The sequence below is a fragment of the Amycolatopsis sp. NPDC098790 genome, assembly GCF_044759945.1.
Classification (GTDB): Bacteria; Actinomycetota; Actinomycetes; order Mycobacteriales; family Pseudonocardiaceae; genus Amycolatopsis.
In genome coordinates this window covers 531,869-547,848 of sequence record NZ_JBIWAI010000004.1, presented here as the reverse complement: position 1 = coordinate 547,848, position 15,980 = coordinate 531,869, and the positions used below count along the sequence as shown (strand labels likewise).

The 15,980-nt window shown below is 70.2% G+C and carries 17 protein-coding genes; 11 read left to right on the top strand and 6 right to left on the bottom strand.

What is annotated here, in order from left to right; genetic code table 11:
* Positions 1-101 precede the first annotated feature (101 nt).
* From ACIQWX_RS31930 to ACIQWX_RS31910, 5 genes are all read left to right on the top strand, one after another.
* Complete coding sequence (locus ACIQWX_RS31930) at positions 102-1,127, top strand: ABC transporter permease (protein WP_400878953.1); 1,026 nt, start codon at positions 102-104, stop codon at positions 1,125-1,127.
* Positions 1,069-2,112 carry a sugar ABC transporter substrate-binding protein gene (locus tag ACIQWX_RS31925; RefSeq protein WP_400878950.1) on the top strand — a complete coding sequence of 348 codons (1,044 nt, stop codon included), beginning with the start codon at positions 1,069-1,071 and terminating at the stop codon, positions 2,110-2,112. The genes ACIQWX_RS31930 and ACIQWX_RS31925 overlap by 59 nt, the downstream gene beginning before the upstream one ends.
* Before the next feature lies 1 nt (position 2,113).
* A complete protein-coding gene (locus ACIQWX_RS31920) occupies positions 2,114-3,502 on the top strand; it encodes a sugar ABC transporter ATP-binding protein (RefSeq protein ID WP_400878947.1) in 1,389 nt (462 codons plus the stop codon).
* Positions 3,503-4,011: 509 nt separating this feature from the next.
* Complete coding sequence (locus ACIQWX_RS31915; protein ID WP_400878944.1) at positions 4,012-4,266, top strand: hypothetical protein; 255 nt, start codon at positions 4,012-4,014, stop codon at positions 4,264-4,266.
* Between the two features lie 71 nt (positions 4,267-4,337).
* Positions 4,338-4,850, top strand: a complete 513-nt coding sequence (locus ACIQWX_RS31910; protein WP_400878941.1) for a hypothetical protein — start codon at positions 4,338-4,340, stop codon at positions 4,848-4,850.
* Between the two features lie 46 nt (positions 4,851-4,896).
* Here the strand turns inward: ACIQWX_RS31910 and ACIQWX_RS31905 are convergent, their stop codons facing one another.
* Both ACIQWX_RS31905 and ACIQWX_RS31900 read right to left on the bottom strand, forming a co-directional pair.
* On the bottom strand, positions 4,897-7,488 hold the full coding sequence (locus tag ACIQWX_RS31905; RefSeq protein WP_400878939.1) for a glycoside hydrolase family 3 protein: 2,592 nt from the start codon (positions 7,486-7,488) through the stop codon (positions 4,897-4,899).
* Positions 7,489-7,741: 253 nt separating this feature from the next.
* Complete coding sequence (locus tag ACIQWX_RS31900) at positions 7,742-8,224, bottom strand: DUF2199 domain-containing protein (protein ID WP_400878936.1); 483 nt, start codon at positions 8,222-8,224, stop codon at positions 7,742-7,744.
* A 121-nt stretch (positions 8,225-8,345) separates the two neighbouring features.
* Between ACIQWX_RS31900 and ACIQWX_RS31895 the strand changes: the two genes are divergently transcribed.
* Positions 8,346-8,591, top strand: coding sequence for a hypothetical protein (locus tag ACIQWX_RS31895; RefSeq protein ID WP_400878933.1), 246 nt, complete (start codon positions 8,346-8,348; stop codon positions 8,589-8,591).
* Positions 8,592-8,598: 7 nt separating this feature from the next.
* Here ACIQWX_RS31895 and ACIQWX_RS31890 read toward each other — a convergent pair whose 3' ends face one another.
* Positions 8,599-9,132: an Lrp/AsnC family transcriptional regulator gene (locus tag ACIQWX_RS31890; RefSeq protein WP_400878931.1), complete on the bottom strand. Its 534-nt coding sequence runs from the start codon at positions 9,130-9,132 to the stop codon at positions 8,599-8,601.
* A gap of 68 nt (positions 9,133-9,200) precedes the next feature.
* Between ACIQWX_RS31890 and pdhA the strand changes: the two genes are divergently transcribed.
* From pdhA to ACIQWX_RS31865, 5 genes are read left to right on the top strand one after another with little or no spacing between them, the layout of a single operon-like run.
* Positions 9,201-10,271 (top strand): pyruvate dehydrogenase (acetyl-transferring) E1 component subunit alpha, encoded by a 1,071-nt coding sequence (pdhA, locus tag ACIQWX_RS31885; RefSeq protein WP_400878928.1) that lies wholly within the window; start codon positions 9,201-9,203, stop codon positions 10,269-10,271.
* Positions 10,271-11,266: an alpha-ketoacid dehydrogenase subunit beta gene (locus ACIQWX_RS31880; RefSeq protein WP_400878925.1), complete on the top strand. Its 996-nt coding sequence runs from the start codon at positions 10,271-10,273 to the stop codon at positions 11,264-11,266. The genes pdhA and ACIQWX_RS31880 overlap by 1 nt, the downstream gene beginning before the upstream one ends.
* The gene (locus tag ACIQWX_RS31875; protein WP_400878922.1) at positions 11,259-12,431 is read left to right on the top strand and encodes a dihydrolipoamide acetyltransferase family protein; all 1,173 of its coding nucleotides are present in this window, start codon (positions 11,259-11,261) and stop codon (positions 12,429-12,431) included. The genes ACIQWX_RS31880 and ACIQWX_RS31875 overlap by 8 nt, the downstream gene beginning before the upstream one ends.
* A 53-nt stretch (positions 12,432-12,484) precedes the next feature.
* Positions 12,485-13,033 (top strand): hypothetical protein, encoded by a 549-nt coding sequence (locus ACIQWX_RS31870; protein WP_400878919.1) that lies wholly within the window; start codon positions 12,485-12,487, stop codon positions 13,031-13,033.
* Positions 13,030-14,001 carry a hypothetical protein gene (locus ACIQWX_RS31865; protein WP_400878917.1) on the top strand — a complete coding sequence of 324 codons (972 nt, stop codon included), beginning with the start codon at positions 13,030-13,032 and terminating at the stop codon, positions 13,999-14,001. Before ACIQWX_RS31870 ends, ACIQWX_RS31865 begins: the two co-directional genes overlap by 4 nt.
* A gap of 5 nt (positions 14,002-14,006) precedes the next feature.
* Here the strand turns inward: ACIQWX_RS31865 and ACIQWX_RS31860 are convergent, their stop codons facing one another.
* Genes ACIQWX_RS31860 through ACIQWX_RS31850 form a run of 3 tightly spaced genes read right to left on the bottom strand, consistent with a single transcriptional unit; the run spans position 14,007 to position 15,975 of the window.
* A complete protein-coding gene (locus tag ACIQWX_RS31860) occupies positions 14,007-14,489 on the bottom strand; it encodes a putative immunity protein (RefSeq protein WP_400878915.1) in 483 nt (160 codons plus the stop codon).
* 38 nt (positions 14,490-14,527) lie between these two features.
* Positions 14,528-15,658, bottom strand: coding sequence for an NAD(P)/FAD-dependent oxidoreductase (locus ACIQWX_RS31855; protein WP_400878912.1), 1,131 nt, complete (start codon positions 15,656-15,658; stop codon positions 14,528-14,530).
* The gene (locus tag ACIQWX_RS31850; protein ID WP_400878909.1) at positions 15,655-15,975 is read right to left on the bottom strand and encodes a bifunctional 3-phenylpropionate/cinnamic acid dioxygenase ferredoxin subunit; all 321 of its coding nucleotides are present in this window, start codon (positions 15,973-15,975) and stop codon (positions 15,655-15,657) included. Before ACIQWX_RS31850 ends, ACIQWX_RS31855 begins: the two co-directional genes overlap by 4 nt.
* Between the last annotated feature and the right edge of the window lie 5 nt (positions 15,976-15,980).

Genomic DNA, 15,980 nt, shown 5'->3' with positions numbered 1-15,980 from the left:
GGCAGCGTGGCGGCCGGCGCCGGGGCGCGGCAAGGCCACCGTTTCACCCACCGAAACGCGCGTCTTGCCGAACCGGGCCCCGCCTGGTGACCTTCGCGGCCATGACCACTCCGGCCGTGCGTTGGTACCGCGACGAATTCGGCGTCGTGCTGGTCCTGGCCGTGCTGGTGGGGGCCGTCGGCCTGGCGCACCCGGATTTCCTGCGCCCGGTCAACCTCCTGTCGACCGCGCAGAGCTCGGTCTACGTCGGCCTGATGGCCTGCGGCATGGTCTTCCCGCTCGCGATGCGCGAAGTCGACCTGTCTTTGGGCGGGCAGTACGCGCTCGGCATCGTGCTGGGCGCGGTGCTGATCCGCGACGGCTGGTCGCCGTGGCTCGCGCTGCCGGCGATCCTGCTCGTCGCGACCGCGCTCGGCTGCCTCAACGGCGCGATCACGACGTACCTGCGGCTGCCGTCGTTCATCGTCACCCTCGCCGCCGCGCTGCTCTTCCGCGGCGCCGCGCTCGCGCTGGCCGACGGCAAGCAGATCAGCGGCATGCCTCTGGACCACGCGTTCTTCAGCGTCCTGGGCGGCGACTTCGCCGGCGCGCCGACGTCGGTGTGGGTACTGCTGGCCGCGACGATCGCGCTCACCGTCGTGTTCACCCTGACCCGGTTCGGGGCGCGGGTGCGGGCGATCGGGTCCAACCCGGACGCGGCCGAGTTCAGCGGCCTGCCGATCGCCCGGACGCGGATCGCCGCGCTCGGCCTGTCCGGCTTCATGGGCGGCGTCGCGGCCGTGCTCGGGCTGGCGTTCTTCACCGCGGGCGACCCGACCGTCGGCAACGGCTACGAGCTGACCGCGATCGCCGCGTGCATCATCGGCGGCACCCCGCTCGCCGGCGGCCGCGGCTCGGTGCCCGGTGCCGTGCTCGGCAACCTCATCCTCACCACCGTCGCGGCCAGCCTGGTGTTCCTGCAGGTGCCGATCAACTGGACGACGTTCGCCACCGGCGCGGTGATCCTGGTCGCCGTCGCCTTCGACAGCGTGCTGCGCCGCACGCGCGGCCGGTCCACTAGGAGATTCCGTGAAACGCATCCCGATCCTGGCCCTGATCGCGTGCCTGACCGCGACCGCGTGCGGTAGTTCCGGCGGGGGTGGCGGCGGCAACCTGAAGATGGGCATCGCCGTCGCCAACATCAGCCTCAACTTCGCCCACGAGATGGTCGAAGGCGCGGAAACCGCGGCGCAGCACGAAGGCGGCGTCGACTTCAAGGCCGTCGGGCCGCCCAACACCGACGGCCCGGCCGAGCAGCAGCTGTTCACCAACCTCACGCAGACCAACCCGGACGGCGTGGTGCTGGAGAACCTCGACCCGCCGATCTTCACCCGCCCGGCGGCGACCGCGATCGACCGCGGCGTCCCGGTGGTCGCGCTGGACACCGCGCCCACCGACGGCAGCAAGATCACGTTCTACGTCGGCAACGACAACTACGACCTCGGCGTCCAGCTCGCCTCGGAACTGCTGAAGCGCTTGCCCGCCAACCCGTCCGGGACGGTCGTGGTCGGCGTCCCGAACCCGGGGACGCCGGTGCTGGACAGCCGGGCCCGCGGCATCAAGGAGACGTTGAACGCGAAGGCGCCGGGGATCACCGTGCTGGGGCCGTTCCAGACCTACAGCGACCCGAACCAGAACTACGGCGCGTGGGCCGCGCTGGTGCACGCGAACCCGGGCGCGCTGGCGTTCCTCGGCGTCGGCGACGCGGACAGCTACGACCTCGCGAAGATCAAGCAGACGGAGAACGGGAAGTACCTCGTCGCGGGCGCGGACGTCGACGCGAAGACGTTGCAGGGCGTCAAGGACGGCCTCGACTTCGTCACCATCGACCCCGAGCACTTCCTCAAGGGGTACGTCGTGACGGCGCTGCTGATCCGGTCGGTCAAGGAGAAGAAACCGTTGCCGCAGGGGTGGTTGCGGATGCCGGGGCTGGTCGTGGACTCGTCGAACATCGACGCCGTCATCGAGCGCCAGACCTCGCCACAGGCCGCGTACGACTTCTACAAGCCCGAAATCGACCGCATCCTGGCGAACCCCACCGCGTTGGTCCGTCCCCTGGCCGAGGCTCGTTGACGTGCTGCGCGCTCACGGCCTGACCCGGTACTACGGCGGCGTCACCGCACTGTCCGAAGTGGACATTTCGCTGGCGCCGGGTGAGGTGCACGCTGTGGTGGGGGAGAACGGCGCGGGCAAGTCGACGCTCGTGAAGATCCTTTCCGGGGTGCTGCGGCCGGACGCGGGCTCGGTGTCGTCCTCCGGTCGCGGGGTCGCGCTGGTGGCGCAGGAGCTGACGGTGTTCCCCGACCTGACGGTGGCGGAGAACCTGTTCCCGCTGGACCCGCCGCGACGCGGCCCGCTGGTCAGCAGGCGGCGGATGGCCCTGCTCGCCGCGCCGGTGCTGGCGGAGCTGGGCCTGGACGTCCCGCTCGGCGTCCGGGCGGGTTCGCTGTCGCTGGCCGACCAGCAGCTGCTGGAGATCGGCCGGGCGTTGCTGCGGGAGCCGTCGGTGCTGATCCTGGACGAGCCGACGTCGGCGTTGCCGGCGGACGCCGTGGAGCGGCTGATGGGCGTGCTGCGCCGGCTGGTGGCGCGCGGGGTGGCGGTGTTGTACGTGTCGCACTTCCTGGAGGAGGTGCTGCGGATCGCGTCCCGGGTGACGGTGCTGCGCGACGGCCGTGCGGTGCTGGCCGGGGTGGACGCGGAGTCGGTGGACCTCGACGCGGTGGTGACGGCGATGCTGGGCGACCGGGTGGTGGCTCCGCCGATCCGGCGCCAGTTTTCTCACGAAGGACCACCAGCGCTCGTGGTCGGCGACCTGTTTTCGGTGGCCCCGGGGGAAATAGTCGGACTGGCGGGTCTGCAGGGCGCGGGCCACCTGGAGGTGCTGGCAGCGCTGTCCGGCCGGGCGCGCAGGCCCGGCACACCGCGCTCGCCACGGGCCGCGGTCCGCGCGGGAGTGGCGTTCGTCCCGAGCGACCGCAAGCGCTACGGCTTGATGCTCGACCAGCCGGTGTGGCGCAACACAAGCGCGGCGGCGTGGCTCGGAGCCGGCCGAGGCGGGTGGTGGCAGCACCGCCGCGCGCACGTTTCTTCCGCGCGCGGCTTGATCAACCGGTTGCGGATTCGGGGTGGGCCTTACGACCTGGTGTCCACATTGTCCGGTGGGAACCAGCAGAAGGTGGTGTTCGCGAAGTGGCTGGAAGCCGACCCTCGGGTTCTGGTGCTGGACGACCCGACCCGTGGTGTCGATGTGGGAGCGCGGGCTGAGATGCACGCGGTGATCGATTCCCTTGCTGCTGCCGGGAAGCCGGTCGTGCTGGCGTCGACGGATCTGGCCGAGCTGTGCGAGCTTTGTGACCGGGTACTGGTTTTCCAGCGGGGCCGGGTGGTGGCGCGGTTGACGCGTTCGGAGCTTTCGGAGCAGGCGCTGAGCGTGGCGATGAACGCGGGTTTCGCCCGGTGAAACGAAAATCGGGCCGGGAGCTCGGAGATCCGGTGCGGAACCTCCGAGCCCTCGGGTGACGAGCCGCCGTGCCACCGGCCGCTCGTCCGGGTCCGTGCTCCGACTTCACCGTCTAGACTCCGGACACCCCTTGGCACCGCGCTGCGGTGCGCGTACACACCAATAGCAGAGCGCGCCTCGTACGGCTAATACTGGTATATACCGGAATTGTGTGCCAGCTCGGCCTATTCCTGCCTGAGCTGGGAAAACTTCAAGAAAACTGATCCGTTCGATGGACGGAGTTTTGGACACTCTGCTGCTCCTTGGACTCGTTCTTCGTCTGATAGGTGCGTGTTGGCGGACTTCGGTGGGAGTATCGGATCGTCCCCGCCTATGAGGTGCCGCTGAGGCAGGGAACGCCCGGCGTCGAGTGCCACCTCGCGCCGTGCGTGAGATCCGGCGTCTCCGACTTCACCGACTCGATCGTCGCCCGGGCACCTCGAGGCGCTGCAACCCCTGGAGCGTTGATCATGCCTTCGAACCAGCACCCGCCGTGCGCACTGATCGCGGGTGAGTCACCGATCACAGCGGCGGGCCGTGCCGCTGCCTTGGTGATCGCGGTGTCGCTCTTGCTCGGTCTTCACCTGCTCGGCGACGACAACGAGCGTGTTGTGCTCATACTTCTCGTCTGTGCCGGCGTTCCGGCCGCTTCTTCTGTGAAAAAGCCGCTGATCGTTCTGGATTTGCGATTCCGACTTGGTGTCGAGGCGGTGGGTAACATATGACTCTGCCCGTGGTTAACCGGCGGCTGGGAAATTCTCGTCCGATGAAGCGCGACAATCTTCGGATTCGGCCCATGTTGAAGAAGGTCGTTGAGCGCATGCCTGAGACATTCACCACGGCCAGCAGGGTGGTGTTGAAGCCGGATGAAATGACGTTGGCTACCGTGGCCGAATTCGCGGCCATGCTTCGGCTCGTGCTGAAGAAGTCCGGCATGACAGCGGGACAGGTGGCGGCGAAGACGTCGATCGCCCGAAGTTCCGCGTACAGCCTTGTGTCGGCTACACGAACTGGCCTTCCGGTCGATGCTGCACAGGTTCAGCTGTTCATGAGAGGCTGTGGTCTGCGGCACGACCAGATCGACGAGGTCATGCGTGCCTGGACACGGTTGAGTGCCGACAACCGCAGGCGGAGAGATGTAAACCTGGCGAAGCCGGAGCGTTTGCCTCCAGCGGAGGACCTGGGAGTCGACGAATGTGTCGAACACATTCAGCGCCTGCGTGTCGAAGGTAAGCACGCTGTGGCGGTTGCATGGGCGCGACGGCTGATAGGAGCTCTGCTGGCCGAACGTGCCGAGCTCGACGCCTGAAACGAAAACCGGGCCGGGAGCTTTGCGCTCCCGGCCCGGTCGCCGGTCAGGTCAAACTCGAACAAGGTCTCGCATCAGGATCCTTCGCCCCGTTGGGCACCCAGCGCACGTTCGCGAACGACGCCTGGAACGCGGCGTCCGTGTACACCAGGAACGGGGTGTTGATGTTCTCGAAGTCCAGCCCGTTGTTGAAGCAGGACAACGGGATCTTCACCGTCGTCTTCGCGCCGCCCGCGAGGTCGGTGAACAGCTTCGTCGCGTTCACCTCGGAGAAGCACGGGTAGACGCAGTGCATGCTGATCACCGTCCGGTTGGTCGGTGCCTGCTGGACGATCGTGTCGAACTCGAGTGCGCCGTCCGCGTTCAAGTAGCTGCGCAGATCGTTCGTGCCCGCCGGGTTCTGGAGGTAGAACTGGGCCGCGCCCGTGCCGGTCCACGTCGTCTTCAGGCCGTCTCCCTGCACGTTGACGTCCGTCGGAACCGTGGTGATCTCCGGGTGGGAAGCCGTGCCGTCCGGGCCGATCTCCGTGCCGCCCCAGTTGGACGCCGAGCCGATGAAGCTCTTGTACGGCGCCACATCCGTGCGGTCGTAGAGCGACAGGTCCTCGGTCGCCGTGCCGCCGCCGCCGGTCGTGCCGCAGGCCGCGGGGCCCGGGCTCTCGTCCAGCTGGCCGATCGTGACGCGCTGGCCGCTCTTCAGGCCGTAGCCCAGCTTGAACAGCGGGTCGTAGTCCGGGGACCACGGGTTGAGCGGCGACTGGCACGCGCTCTTCGGCCACGAGTACGACAGCGTGCCCTGGTAGCCCGTGCCGTCCTTGCCCTTGACCAGCATGTCGGCGACGCCGCCGCCCTCGGTGCCGGGCAGCCAGGCCGCCACGAACGCGTCGGAGCGGTTGATCTCCTTGTTCATGTACAGCGGGCGGCCGCCGACGTACACGGTGACGACCGGGGTGCCCTTGCCGCTGACCTTGTCCAGCACGGCCAGGTCTTCGGGGTACAGCTTCGACGCCTCGAGGGTCTTGCGGGTCAGGTCCCCGACGCCCTCGGCGTACGGCGTCTCGCCGATGACCGCGATGACGGCGTCGTAGCCCACCGGGCTGACGTCGCCGGTGGCGTCGAAGGTGACGTTCGCGTCGCCGAGGTCCTGCTTGATCCCGGTCAGGATCGAGGTGGCGTTCGGGAAGTCGGCGTTGGTGTTGCCGGTGCCCTGCCAGCTCAGCGTCCAGCCGCCGGTCTGGTTCTGGATGTTGTCGGCGCTCTTGCCGACGACCAGGACCTTCGACTTCGGCTTGAGCGGCAGCACGTTGCCGTTGTTCTTCAGCAGCGTCTGCGACTCGCGCGCGGCGTCGCGGGCCAGCCAGTTGTCCTTCAGCGCCTCGTCGGAGTTCGCGTAGGAGCGGTCGGACGGCTTCTGCGACTCGAACAGGCCGTCGCGGATCTTGACGCGCAGGATGCGGGTGACGGCGTCGTCGATCCGCGCCATCGGGATCTGGCCGCTCTGCACCTGGGCGATCGTGTTGGTGATGAACGCCTTCCAGTCGGCGGGCACCATCACGATGTCGATGCCGGCGTTGATCGCCTGCGGGCACGAGGAGTTCGTGCAGCCGGTGACCTGGCCGATGCCGTTCCAGTCGGACACGACGAGGCCGTCGAAGCCCATTTTGCCCTTGAGGATCTGGTTCAGCGCCTTGTCGCTGCCGTGCAGCTTGCCCTCGTTGATGCCGAGGTCGGTGTTGGTCCAGCTGTTGAACGACACCATGACGGTCTGGGTGCCGGCGGCGAGCGCGCCGTAGTAGCCCTGGCCGTGGATGTTGATCATATCCGCTTCGGACGACGGGTTGACGCCCTGGTCCTGGCCCTTGATCGTGCCGCCGTCACCGATGAAGTGCTTGGCGGTGGCGATGACGCCGTTGTAACCGATGCGCTTGGTGGCGCCGTCCTGGAGGCCGTTGATGGCCTCGAAGCCGTAGGAACGCGTGATGCGCGGGTCCTCGGAGAAGCCTTCGTAGGTGCGGCCCCAGCGGTCGTCCTGCACGACGGCGAGGGTGGGCGAGAAGGCCCAGTCCTGGCCGGTGGCGCGGATCTGCCGCGCGGTCGCGCCGGCGACGTCGCGGACCAGGCACGGGTCGTGCGCGGCGCCGAGCCCGATGTTGTGGGGGAACACGGTCGCGCCGTAGACGTTGTTGTTGCCGTGCACCGCGTCGATGCCCCAGATGACGGGGATCTTGGTGCGGCTGGTCTTGGAGGCGTTCCAGTAGGCGTCGGCGAGGTTCAGCCAGTCCTGCTGGGTGGCGTGCTTGTTGCCGCCGGGCCACGCGCCGCCGCCGTTGAGGACGGAGCCGATGGCGTACTGCTTGACCTCGTCGGGCGTGATCGAGGTGATCTCGGGCTGCGTCATCTGCCCGACCTTCTCCTCGAGGGTCATGCCCGCGAGGATCTTGGCGATGCGCGCCTCGTCGTCGGCCTTGCCCTTGAACCGGCTGTCGACCTTCGGCCAGTCGGCGAGGGTGGGCAGGCTGTTCTCGATCTTGGCGCAGCCGTCCTTGTCCTTGGCCGGCTGGCCGATGACGGGCTGGGCCGGTGCGTCGGCTTGGGCCGGCGTCGCTTGGGCGATCCCGCCCAGCAGACTCAGGCTCATCAAGGTGACGAGCGAACTTCGGCGCGCACGGACCCACGCGCGGGATCTTCTGGCCATGGTCTGGTCCATTCTGCGATGAACGGCGGACCGGCCGATCCTCACCGGGTGAGGGGAGCGGCGTCAATAGGTTTCGAGGTAGTTATTTCTCGGCATAAAATAAGACTCGCCCGGCGACGGGGTCACGTGGAGTCCTGCTTAATCGGTGGGGTGGTGAAAGGCAAGGGTGCTCGCGGGCAGCGGTTTTGCCCGCCTGTCAGGCGTGCAGCAGCATCTCGGCGACGGCTTGCACCCGGATGAGCGTGACGCCGTCCCGCTGCTCGACGGCGAGCGGGTGGCCGGTCGGCTCGACTTCGATGAGCGGCCGTTCGCCCGGCGGGCGGGTGTGCAGGTGCGTCTTGAGGTTGAGGGTGCCGGGTTCGTAGCCGGGCAGCTCGGTCGCGAGCCAGCCGAAGTACGGCGGTTCGGCTGTGTGCTCGGGGCTGTCCCAGAGTTCCTCGGCGCGGAAGAAGTTGTCCTTGCTGACGGAGACCCAGACGCCCCACTCGAAGTCCTCGTCGGCGTCGAGCACGGGGAGGACCAGGCGGCCGCGGAGGAAGAAGTGCTGACCGCCGATGACGCAGCGTTCGGGTTCGAGGACGTCGCCGGCGCCGTCCTGCCAGAACGCCGGGGCTGGGGCGCCGTAGGCGAACGGAAGATCGTCGTGGTGCTCGCCGCAGCTGGTGCAGGTGTAGCCCATGCGCGCAGCGTAGGGGGTTTCGGGGCCGACCGGGTGAACCTGGCCACGAAGCGCAACGACCTCCTCTTGCGCGAGCAAGTCAACGCGGACGCAGGACAACCCCGCCCACCGGCAGACCATCGTGAACGTGCTCAGCGCCTACCTGCGCATGCCGTATGAGCTGCTGGCCGAGGACGATCGCCGGGCAAAGCCATCTTCAGCGAGGTGTCGTTCAGCGGCAGCGCGGACTTCGCGCGCGAGCTTCGCCGACGAGGCCTACCTGCCGGGGTCGACTTCGGTCGTGACCGCGCGGTTCGTCGAGCTGGACGGCGTCCCCTACACCCCGCCGGAGTGGAAGCCGCGGCCCGCGTACGAGGACTTCGACTGATCCAAGCTCAGCCGAGGACCGAACCCGGCAGCTCCTCGAAGATCAACCAGGTCCGCGTCGACCGCACCCCCTCCAGCGCCTGCAACCGCTCCAGCACCACGTCCCGGAGAGTCTGGTTGTCCGGCGTCCGGACCAGCAGCAGGATGTCGAAGTCGCCGCCGACCAACGCCACGTGGTCCACGTACGGGATCTCGTGCAGGTCCGTCGCCATCGTGCGCCAGGACGTCTGCTCGACCGTCACCATGATGTACGCCGACGTCCCCAGGCCCGACCGGCGCGGGTCGATGCGGGCGCCGAACCCCGTGATCACCCCCTCCGCCATCAACCTCTCCAAGCGCGCGTACGCGTTCGTGCGCGAGATGTGCAGCTTCTCCGCCAGTGCGCGGACCGCCAGGCGGCCGTCCGCGGACAGCTCCGCCAGCATCGCGCGGTCGACCTCGTCGAGGGCCGGGACCGTTCGTCCCGGCAGGCCGCCGCGGGCCGGGTCCGAGGAAGACGTTTGGTCTGCAGAAGGGTCGTCTGGAGACCGTTTGTCGCTCATTTCGTCGAACCCTTGAACAGAAGACCGTCGAGAACCACCATTCGAGCATCATATGTCTGCGAGAGGTGGTGCCCGTGGAAACCCTGCTGCCCTCCGCGTCCCCCGTGCGGTTCGTCGCCGAGGACGGGACCCGCGTCGACCAGCACGGCGGCTACGCCGAGCCCGCGAAAGACCGCCTCAAAGCCGCCTACCGGCTGATGGTCCTGGGCCGCCGGTTCGACGTCCAGGCGACCGCCCTCACCAAGCAGGGCCGCCTCGCCGTCTACCCCTCCAGCGCCGGCCAGGAGGCCTGCCAGGTCGCCGCCGCGCTCGCGCTCCAGGACCAGGACTGGCTCTTCCCCACCTACCGGGACTCCGTCGCCCTCGTCGCGCGCGGCCTGAAGCCCGGCGAAGTCCTGACGCTGCTTCGCGGCGACGCGCACTGCGGCTACAACCCCGCCGAGACGCGCGTAGCGCCCCAATGCACTCCGCTCGCGACGCAGACCCTGCACGCCGCCGGCCTCGCGCACGCCCTGCAGCGACGCGGCGAGGACGCCGTCGCGCTCGCGCTCATCGGCGACGGCGCCACCAGCGAAGGCGACTTCCACGAGGCCCTCAACTTCGCCGCGGTCTTCAAGGCGCCCGTCGTGTTCTTCGTGCAGAACAACCGCTACGCCATCTCCGTCCCCTTCGAGAAGCAGAGCGCCGCGCCCGCCCTCGCGTACAAGGGGATCGGCTACGGCATGCGCTCGGAGCAGGTCGACGGCAACGACGCCGTCGCGGTCCTCGCCGTCCTCGACGACGCCGTCAAGCACGCTCGCGAAGGCAAGGGCCCGGTGCTCGTCGAAGCCCACACCTACCGCATCGACGCCCACACCAACGCCGACGACGCCACCCGCTACCGCGACGCGGACGAAGTCGCGAAGTGGCGCGAAACCGACCCGCTCAAGCGGCTCGAGACCTACCTCGGGGACGCGCTGAGCCCAGACGAAGTCGCGCAGTACCGGGAAGAAGCCGAAGAGTTCGCCCAGTCCGTCCGCGACACCCTCAACGCCGACGCCGAGCTCGACCCGATGTCCCTGTTCGACCACGTCTACGCCGAGCCGACCCGCCACCTCGAAGCCCAGCGGGCCGCCCTCGAAGCCGAACTGGAGGCCTGATGACGACCACGATGGCGCAGGCGCTCAACGCGGCCCTGCGCGACGCGCTCAAGGACGACGACCGCGTCCTCGTCTTCGGCGAGGACGTCGGCACGCTCGGCGGCGTCTTCCGGGTCACCGACGGCATCACCGCCGACTTCGGCGAGGACCGCTGCTTCGACACTCCGCTAGCTGAATCCGGCATCGTCGGGTTCGCCGTCGGGATGGCGATGGGCGGCTTCCGCCCGGTCGTCGAGATGCAGTTCGACGCCTTCGCCTACCCCGCGTTCGAGCAGATCACCTCGCACGTCGCGAAGCTGCGCAACCGCACCCGCGGCGCGCTGGAACTGCCGATGGTCATCCGGATTCCGTACGCCGGCGGCATCGGTGGCGTCGAGCACCACTGCGACTCCAGCGAGGTCTACTACACGCACACGCCGGGCCTGCGCGTCGTCACGCCGGGCACCGCGCAGGACGCCTACGACCTGCTCCGCGACGCCATCGAGTCGCCGGACCCGGTCGTCTTCCTCGAGCCGAAGGCCCGCTACTGGTCGGGCGAAGAGGTCACCTTCACCCGCAACGGCCCGGCGATGGACAAAGCCGTGGTGCGCAAGAGCGGCAAGGACGTCACGCTCATCGCGTACGGCCCGATGGTCGCCACCGCGATGGAGACCGCCGAAGCCGCGAAGGACGAGGGCTGGGACGTCGAGGTCGTCGACCTGCGTTCGCTGAGCCCGTTCGACGACGAGACCGTGACGGCGTCCGTGCGCCGCACCGGCCGGGCCGTCGTGGTCCACGAGGCCGCCGGCTTCGGCGGCTACGGCGCCGAGGTCGTCGCGCGCGTCACCGAGCAGTGCTTCCACCAGCTCCACGCGCCCGTGCTGCGCGTGACCGGCCTCGACATCCCTTATCCGGCGCCGAAGCTGGAGCGGCACACGCTGCCGGACGTCGACCGGATCCTCGACACGATCGCGCGCCTGCAGTGGGACGACACCCCGGTGGTGGCCGGTGCCTGACTTCCTGCTGCCCGACCTCGGCGAAGGACTGACCGAGGCGGCGATCCTGAACTGGCACGTCGGCGTCGGCGACACGGTCGAGGTCGACCAGATCGTCGTCGAGGTCGAGACGGCGAAGGCCGCGGTCGAGGTGCCCGTGCCGTTCGCCGGCGTGGTGTCCGCGTTGCACGGCGAGCCGGGGCAGCTGCTGCCGGTCGGCGCGCCGCTGCTGTCCGTTGGCGGGTTCGCCGAACCCGGCGTGACGACTTCGTCCGGCAGCGGCAACGTCCTCATCGGCTACGGCACCGCGCCCGCGACCCGGCGCAAGCGCGCCCGCCGCGTCGAACCGAAGGTGGTCGTGAAGACGCCCGGCGTGATCTCGCCGTTCGTCCGGAAACTGGCTTCGGACAACGGGATCGACCTCGCTCGGCTGACCCCGGCCGGCGCGGACGGGATCATCCGGCGCGCGGACGTCGAGGCGGCACTCACGAAACCGAAGCCGGTGGGCCGCCGGATTCCGCTCACCGGGATTCGCAAGGCCGTCGCGGACAAGCTCACGACCTCGCGGCGCGAAATCCCCGAGGCGACCGTCTGGGTGGACGTCGACGCGTCCGAGCTGGTCGCGGCGCGCGCGGCCCTGAACGCCAGGTCCGACCGGCCGGTCAGCCTGCTCGGGCTGATCGCGCGGTTCGCCGTCGCGGGGCTGCGCAAGTACCCCGAGCTGAACTCGCGCGTCGAGGGCGACGAGATCGTGCTGCTCGACGAGATCCACCTCGGGTTCGCCGCGCAGACCGACCGCGGGCTGGTCGTGCCGGTCGTGCGGGACGCGGGGACGCTGTCGACGCGGGACCTCTCGGCGGCGATCGGCGACCGGGCCCGCACCGCGCGGGACGGCAAGCTCGCGCCCGCGGACCTCACCGGCGGCACGTTCACCGTCAACAACTACGGCGTCTTCGGCGTCGACGGCTCCGCGGCGATCATCAACCACCCCGAGGCCGCGATCCTCGGCATCGGCCGGATCATCGACCGGCCGTGGGTGGTCGACGGCGCGCTGGGCGTGCGGAAGGTCTGCGAGCTGACGCTGGCCTTCGACCACCGCGTCTGCGACGGCGGGACGGCCGGCGGGTTCCTGCGGTTCGTCGCCGACTGCGTGGAGTCGCCGGTCACCGCCCTCGGGGATTTGTAGACGCACCGGCCGGATTGGCCGGAGGTGACGGCCGTGGCACTTACAGTGTTCGCGTGACGACTCCAGCCCAGCACGACCGCGACCAGGCGGAAACCCGCGTGGGCCGGCTCAAGCAGGACCTGCGGGCCGGCCTGGCGACGCCGCCCGCCGACGTCGAGGCGATGGACGAACTCGTCGCGACGGCGCACCGGCTGCTCGACGCCGAGGTGGCGTTCGACGAGGCGAAGCACCGGCTCGCGAACGCCGAGCTCGAGTCCCGGCACGCGGCGACGCAGCGCGCGGTCGTGTACTACGCGGCCGCGCCGGTGCTGGTGCCGCTGGTCGCCGCGGCGCTGGTGCTGTTCGACGTGCTGTCGCCGGTCTGGCTGTTCGCGCTCGTGCCGCTGTTCGCGGCCGGGCTGTGGATCGGCTTCGGGCCGGTCCGGCGCGTCGGCGACGTCATCCGCTCGCGGACGCGCGGGGCGTGGGCGGGGTGCGTCACGGCGGTCCTGCTGGTCCTCGCGCTGATCCCGTGGTCCGGGGCGGTGGTCTGCACGGTTTTGACGGCGCTGGGCGTCGCGGTCACGTGCGGGCTGCTGTGGCGGGAAAGCCGGATCCCGTGAGCCACGGCTACGCGACCTACGGCGACGACCCCGAGTTCGCGCAGGAGTACGTCGAGCCCGTGGACACCACGCGGCGCGACCTCGACGAGCTGTTCGCGGCGGTCGACGGGCTGCGCGAGGCCGACGACCGCCTGGGCCAGGACGTCGCCGACCTGACCGAGCGCCTCGAGACCGGCGGCGCGCAGCGGCAGGAGGACCGGCTCGACCTGCTCGGCAGGCGGCTCGACCGGCTGCAGCAGCAGGTCCAGGCCCTGGAGCGCGCGGTCCGCGTGTCCGACGGGGTGCCGCAGGTGAACCTCGACGACGTCGGCGCGGAGACGCGTGCGTTGGCGGCGGAGGCGGCGCGGTGGGACGACCTGCACAAGGAGCTGGTCACGAAGGAGCAGCGGGCGCGGTACTCCGACGAGATCACGCGCCTTTCTTCGGTGCAGGCGGCGTTGTCCCGCTGCGACGCCGACTTGCTGGAGGTCATCAGGGTTTTGGCATCGACGGACCGTGCTTCGCGCGCTCGCGGGGACGCGGAGTCGACGTTGCGGGCGTTGTCGACGCGGCGCCGGACGTTGCTGGACGAGGAGATCCCGGCGGCCGTCGCGGCGGCGGACCAGGCCCGGCTGGCGTTGCGGGAAGCGGACGCGGTGGAGGCGCGGGTGGTCCCGCAGCTGGAGCGGGCCGAGCGCGCCTGGCATGACCTGCAGGTTCGGTTGCGGACGCGGATCACCGACGCGTTGGGGTCGAACGCGCTGTTGCCGACGTGGTTCGGTCACGCGTTGGGGGTGGCCCCGCCGGCCGGGGCATCCGGCGACGCGTGGATCCGCACGGCGGCGTCGGTGCTGGCTTACCGGGTGACGTTCGGGATCACCGACCAGGCACTCCCGCTGGGCCCGCCGCCCGAGGACGCGGACACGACGGAGCGGCGCTGGACCTGGCGGGCGCGCCTGGAGTCGGATCTGGACGAACTCTCGCTGTAGGCAGCTCAGCCGCGCAGCGCCGCTTCCAACTGGCGGTGCAGCTCGCCCAGGCGGGTCTTGCCCGGCCTGCCCGGTGGGAACTTCCGCAAGAGCGAGCCCACCTCCGGTGGTGCCTGCGACAGCGCCCAGGCCACCTCGTCCGAGGCGGAACCACCCGCCAGTTCGCGGGCCAACGCCGCCTGCTGCGCGGGGCCGACGATGTGCTTCACCTGGTGCGGCGACTCCAGCGGGTGCAGGTAAGCCGCGCCCGCCGCACCCACCGCCGCACGGGCCGCCGCCGCGGCCGCCGGGTCCGAAGTCTTGCTCGCCGCCAACGCTTCCCAGGCCGCCGTCCGCAATGCGCGAGTGCGCGGGCCTCCCGAAGCGAACTCCCGCGCCGCCGCGATCGCCGCCGCCGGGCGTGGATCCGGCACCAACGGCAACACCCGCGCCGCGCAGTCGGCCGCCCAGCCCGTCAGAGCCCGCAGCTCGTCCAGTGTCAGCTCCATGCGGCTGAAGCGTATCTTTGAAACCCCGGTTGAGACTTTCAGACGACCGCCGGCCGGCGAAGTGGCCGCCTCAGGCGGTTGAACAGCTTCGCGTTGTTCAACGCGAACACCCCCACCGTCTCCCCGTTCCGCTGCCACACCGCCGCGAACGACGACGAAGACAGCTCACCATCGACGACGGAAAACGTGTCGGCCGGCGACGGGTGACCGGCCAGCTGCAACCGCCCCGAATACTGGTCCGACCAGACGTACCCGCTGGGCGAGTAGGTGCGTGACGTCCGCCCGGCCAGCAGGTTCGCCACCGCGACCGGTGCCTGCTCCGACGCGTTCGTCCAGTGCTCGTGCCGCCGTCCGCCGTACCGGGCCACGTCGCCGACCGCGACCACGTTCGGCAGCGACGTCACCAGGCCCGTGTCCACGCAAACCCCGACGGAGACGGTGAGCCCGGACCCCGCCAGCCACTCCGTCGCCGGGGTCATGCCGATGCCCGCCACGACCACGTCGGCCGGGACGAGGGAACCGTCGGCCAGGTGGACGCCCGCCGGGCCCACGGCTGTCACCGAGACGCCGCAGCGCAGGTCCGTGCCGTGATCGAGGTGCAGCCGGGCGCACACCGCCGCCAGCGCGGGGCCCAGCACCGGCGCCATCGGCGCGTCCAGCGCCTCCAGCACCGTGACGTCGAGGCCCAGCGACCGGCACGTCGAGGCCACCTCGGCCCCGATGAACCCGGCGCCGATCACCACCACCCGCACCCCGGGCACCAAGGCCGCGCGCAGGGCCAGCGCGTCGTCGACGGTCCGCAGCGTGTGCACCCCGGACCAGCCGGGCACGGTCCGCGCGCGGCCGCCGGTCGCGATGACGACGCCGTCCGCGTGCACCGACCCGCCGTCCGACAGCAGCACTCGACGCGCGGCAGGCTCCACCGCCGTCGCCCGCACGCCCAGCCGGAAGTCCAGCGCCAGCGAAGCGAGATCCCCGGCGTCGAGCAGTTCCAACGACGCCGCGGAAACGGTTCCGGCCAGGAAGGCCTTCGAAAGCGGCGGCCGGTCATACGGCAGGTGGGCTTCGGAGCCGATCAGCACGATCCCGCCGTCGTACCCCTGCGCGCGCAGCTCCTGCGCCGCGCGGACCCCGGCGAGCGACGCGCCGACGACCGCGATGCGCTTCACGCCGCGTCCTCGCCGGCCACGCCCCGCACGTAGACGACGCCTTCGTCGACGACGACCGCGTACGTCGGGACCGGGTCCTTGGCCGGCAGGCACGTCGGCATGCCCGTGCGCAGGTCGAACAGCGCCGCGTGCAGCGGGCACTCGACGAAGCAGCCTTCGAGCCAGCCGTCGGCCAGGGAGGCGTCCTGGTGGGTGCACGTGTCGCCGATGGCGTACAGCTCGCCCTCCTCGGTGTGGAACACCGCGATCGCGGGCGGTCCGGGGATCCGGACGGACTCGCCCGGGGGCAGCTCGTCCACGGTGCACGCGCGAATCATGACGC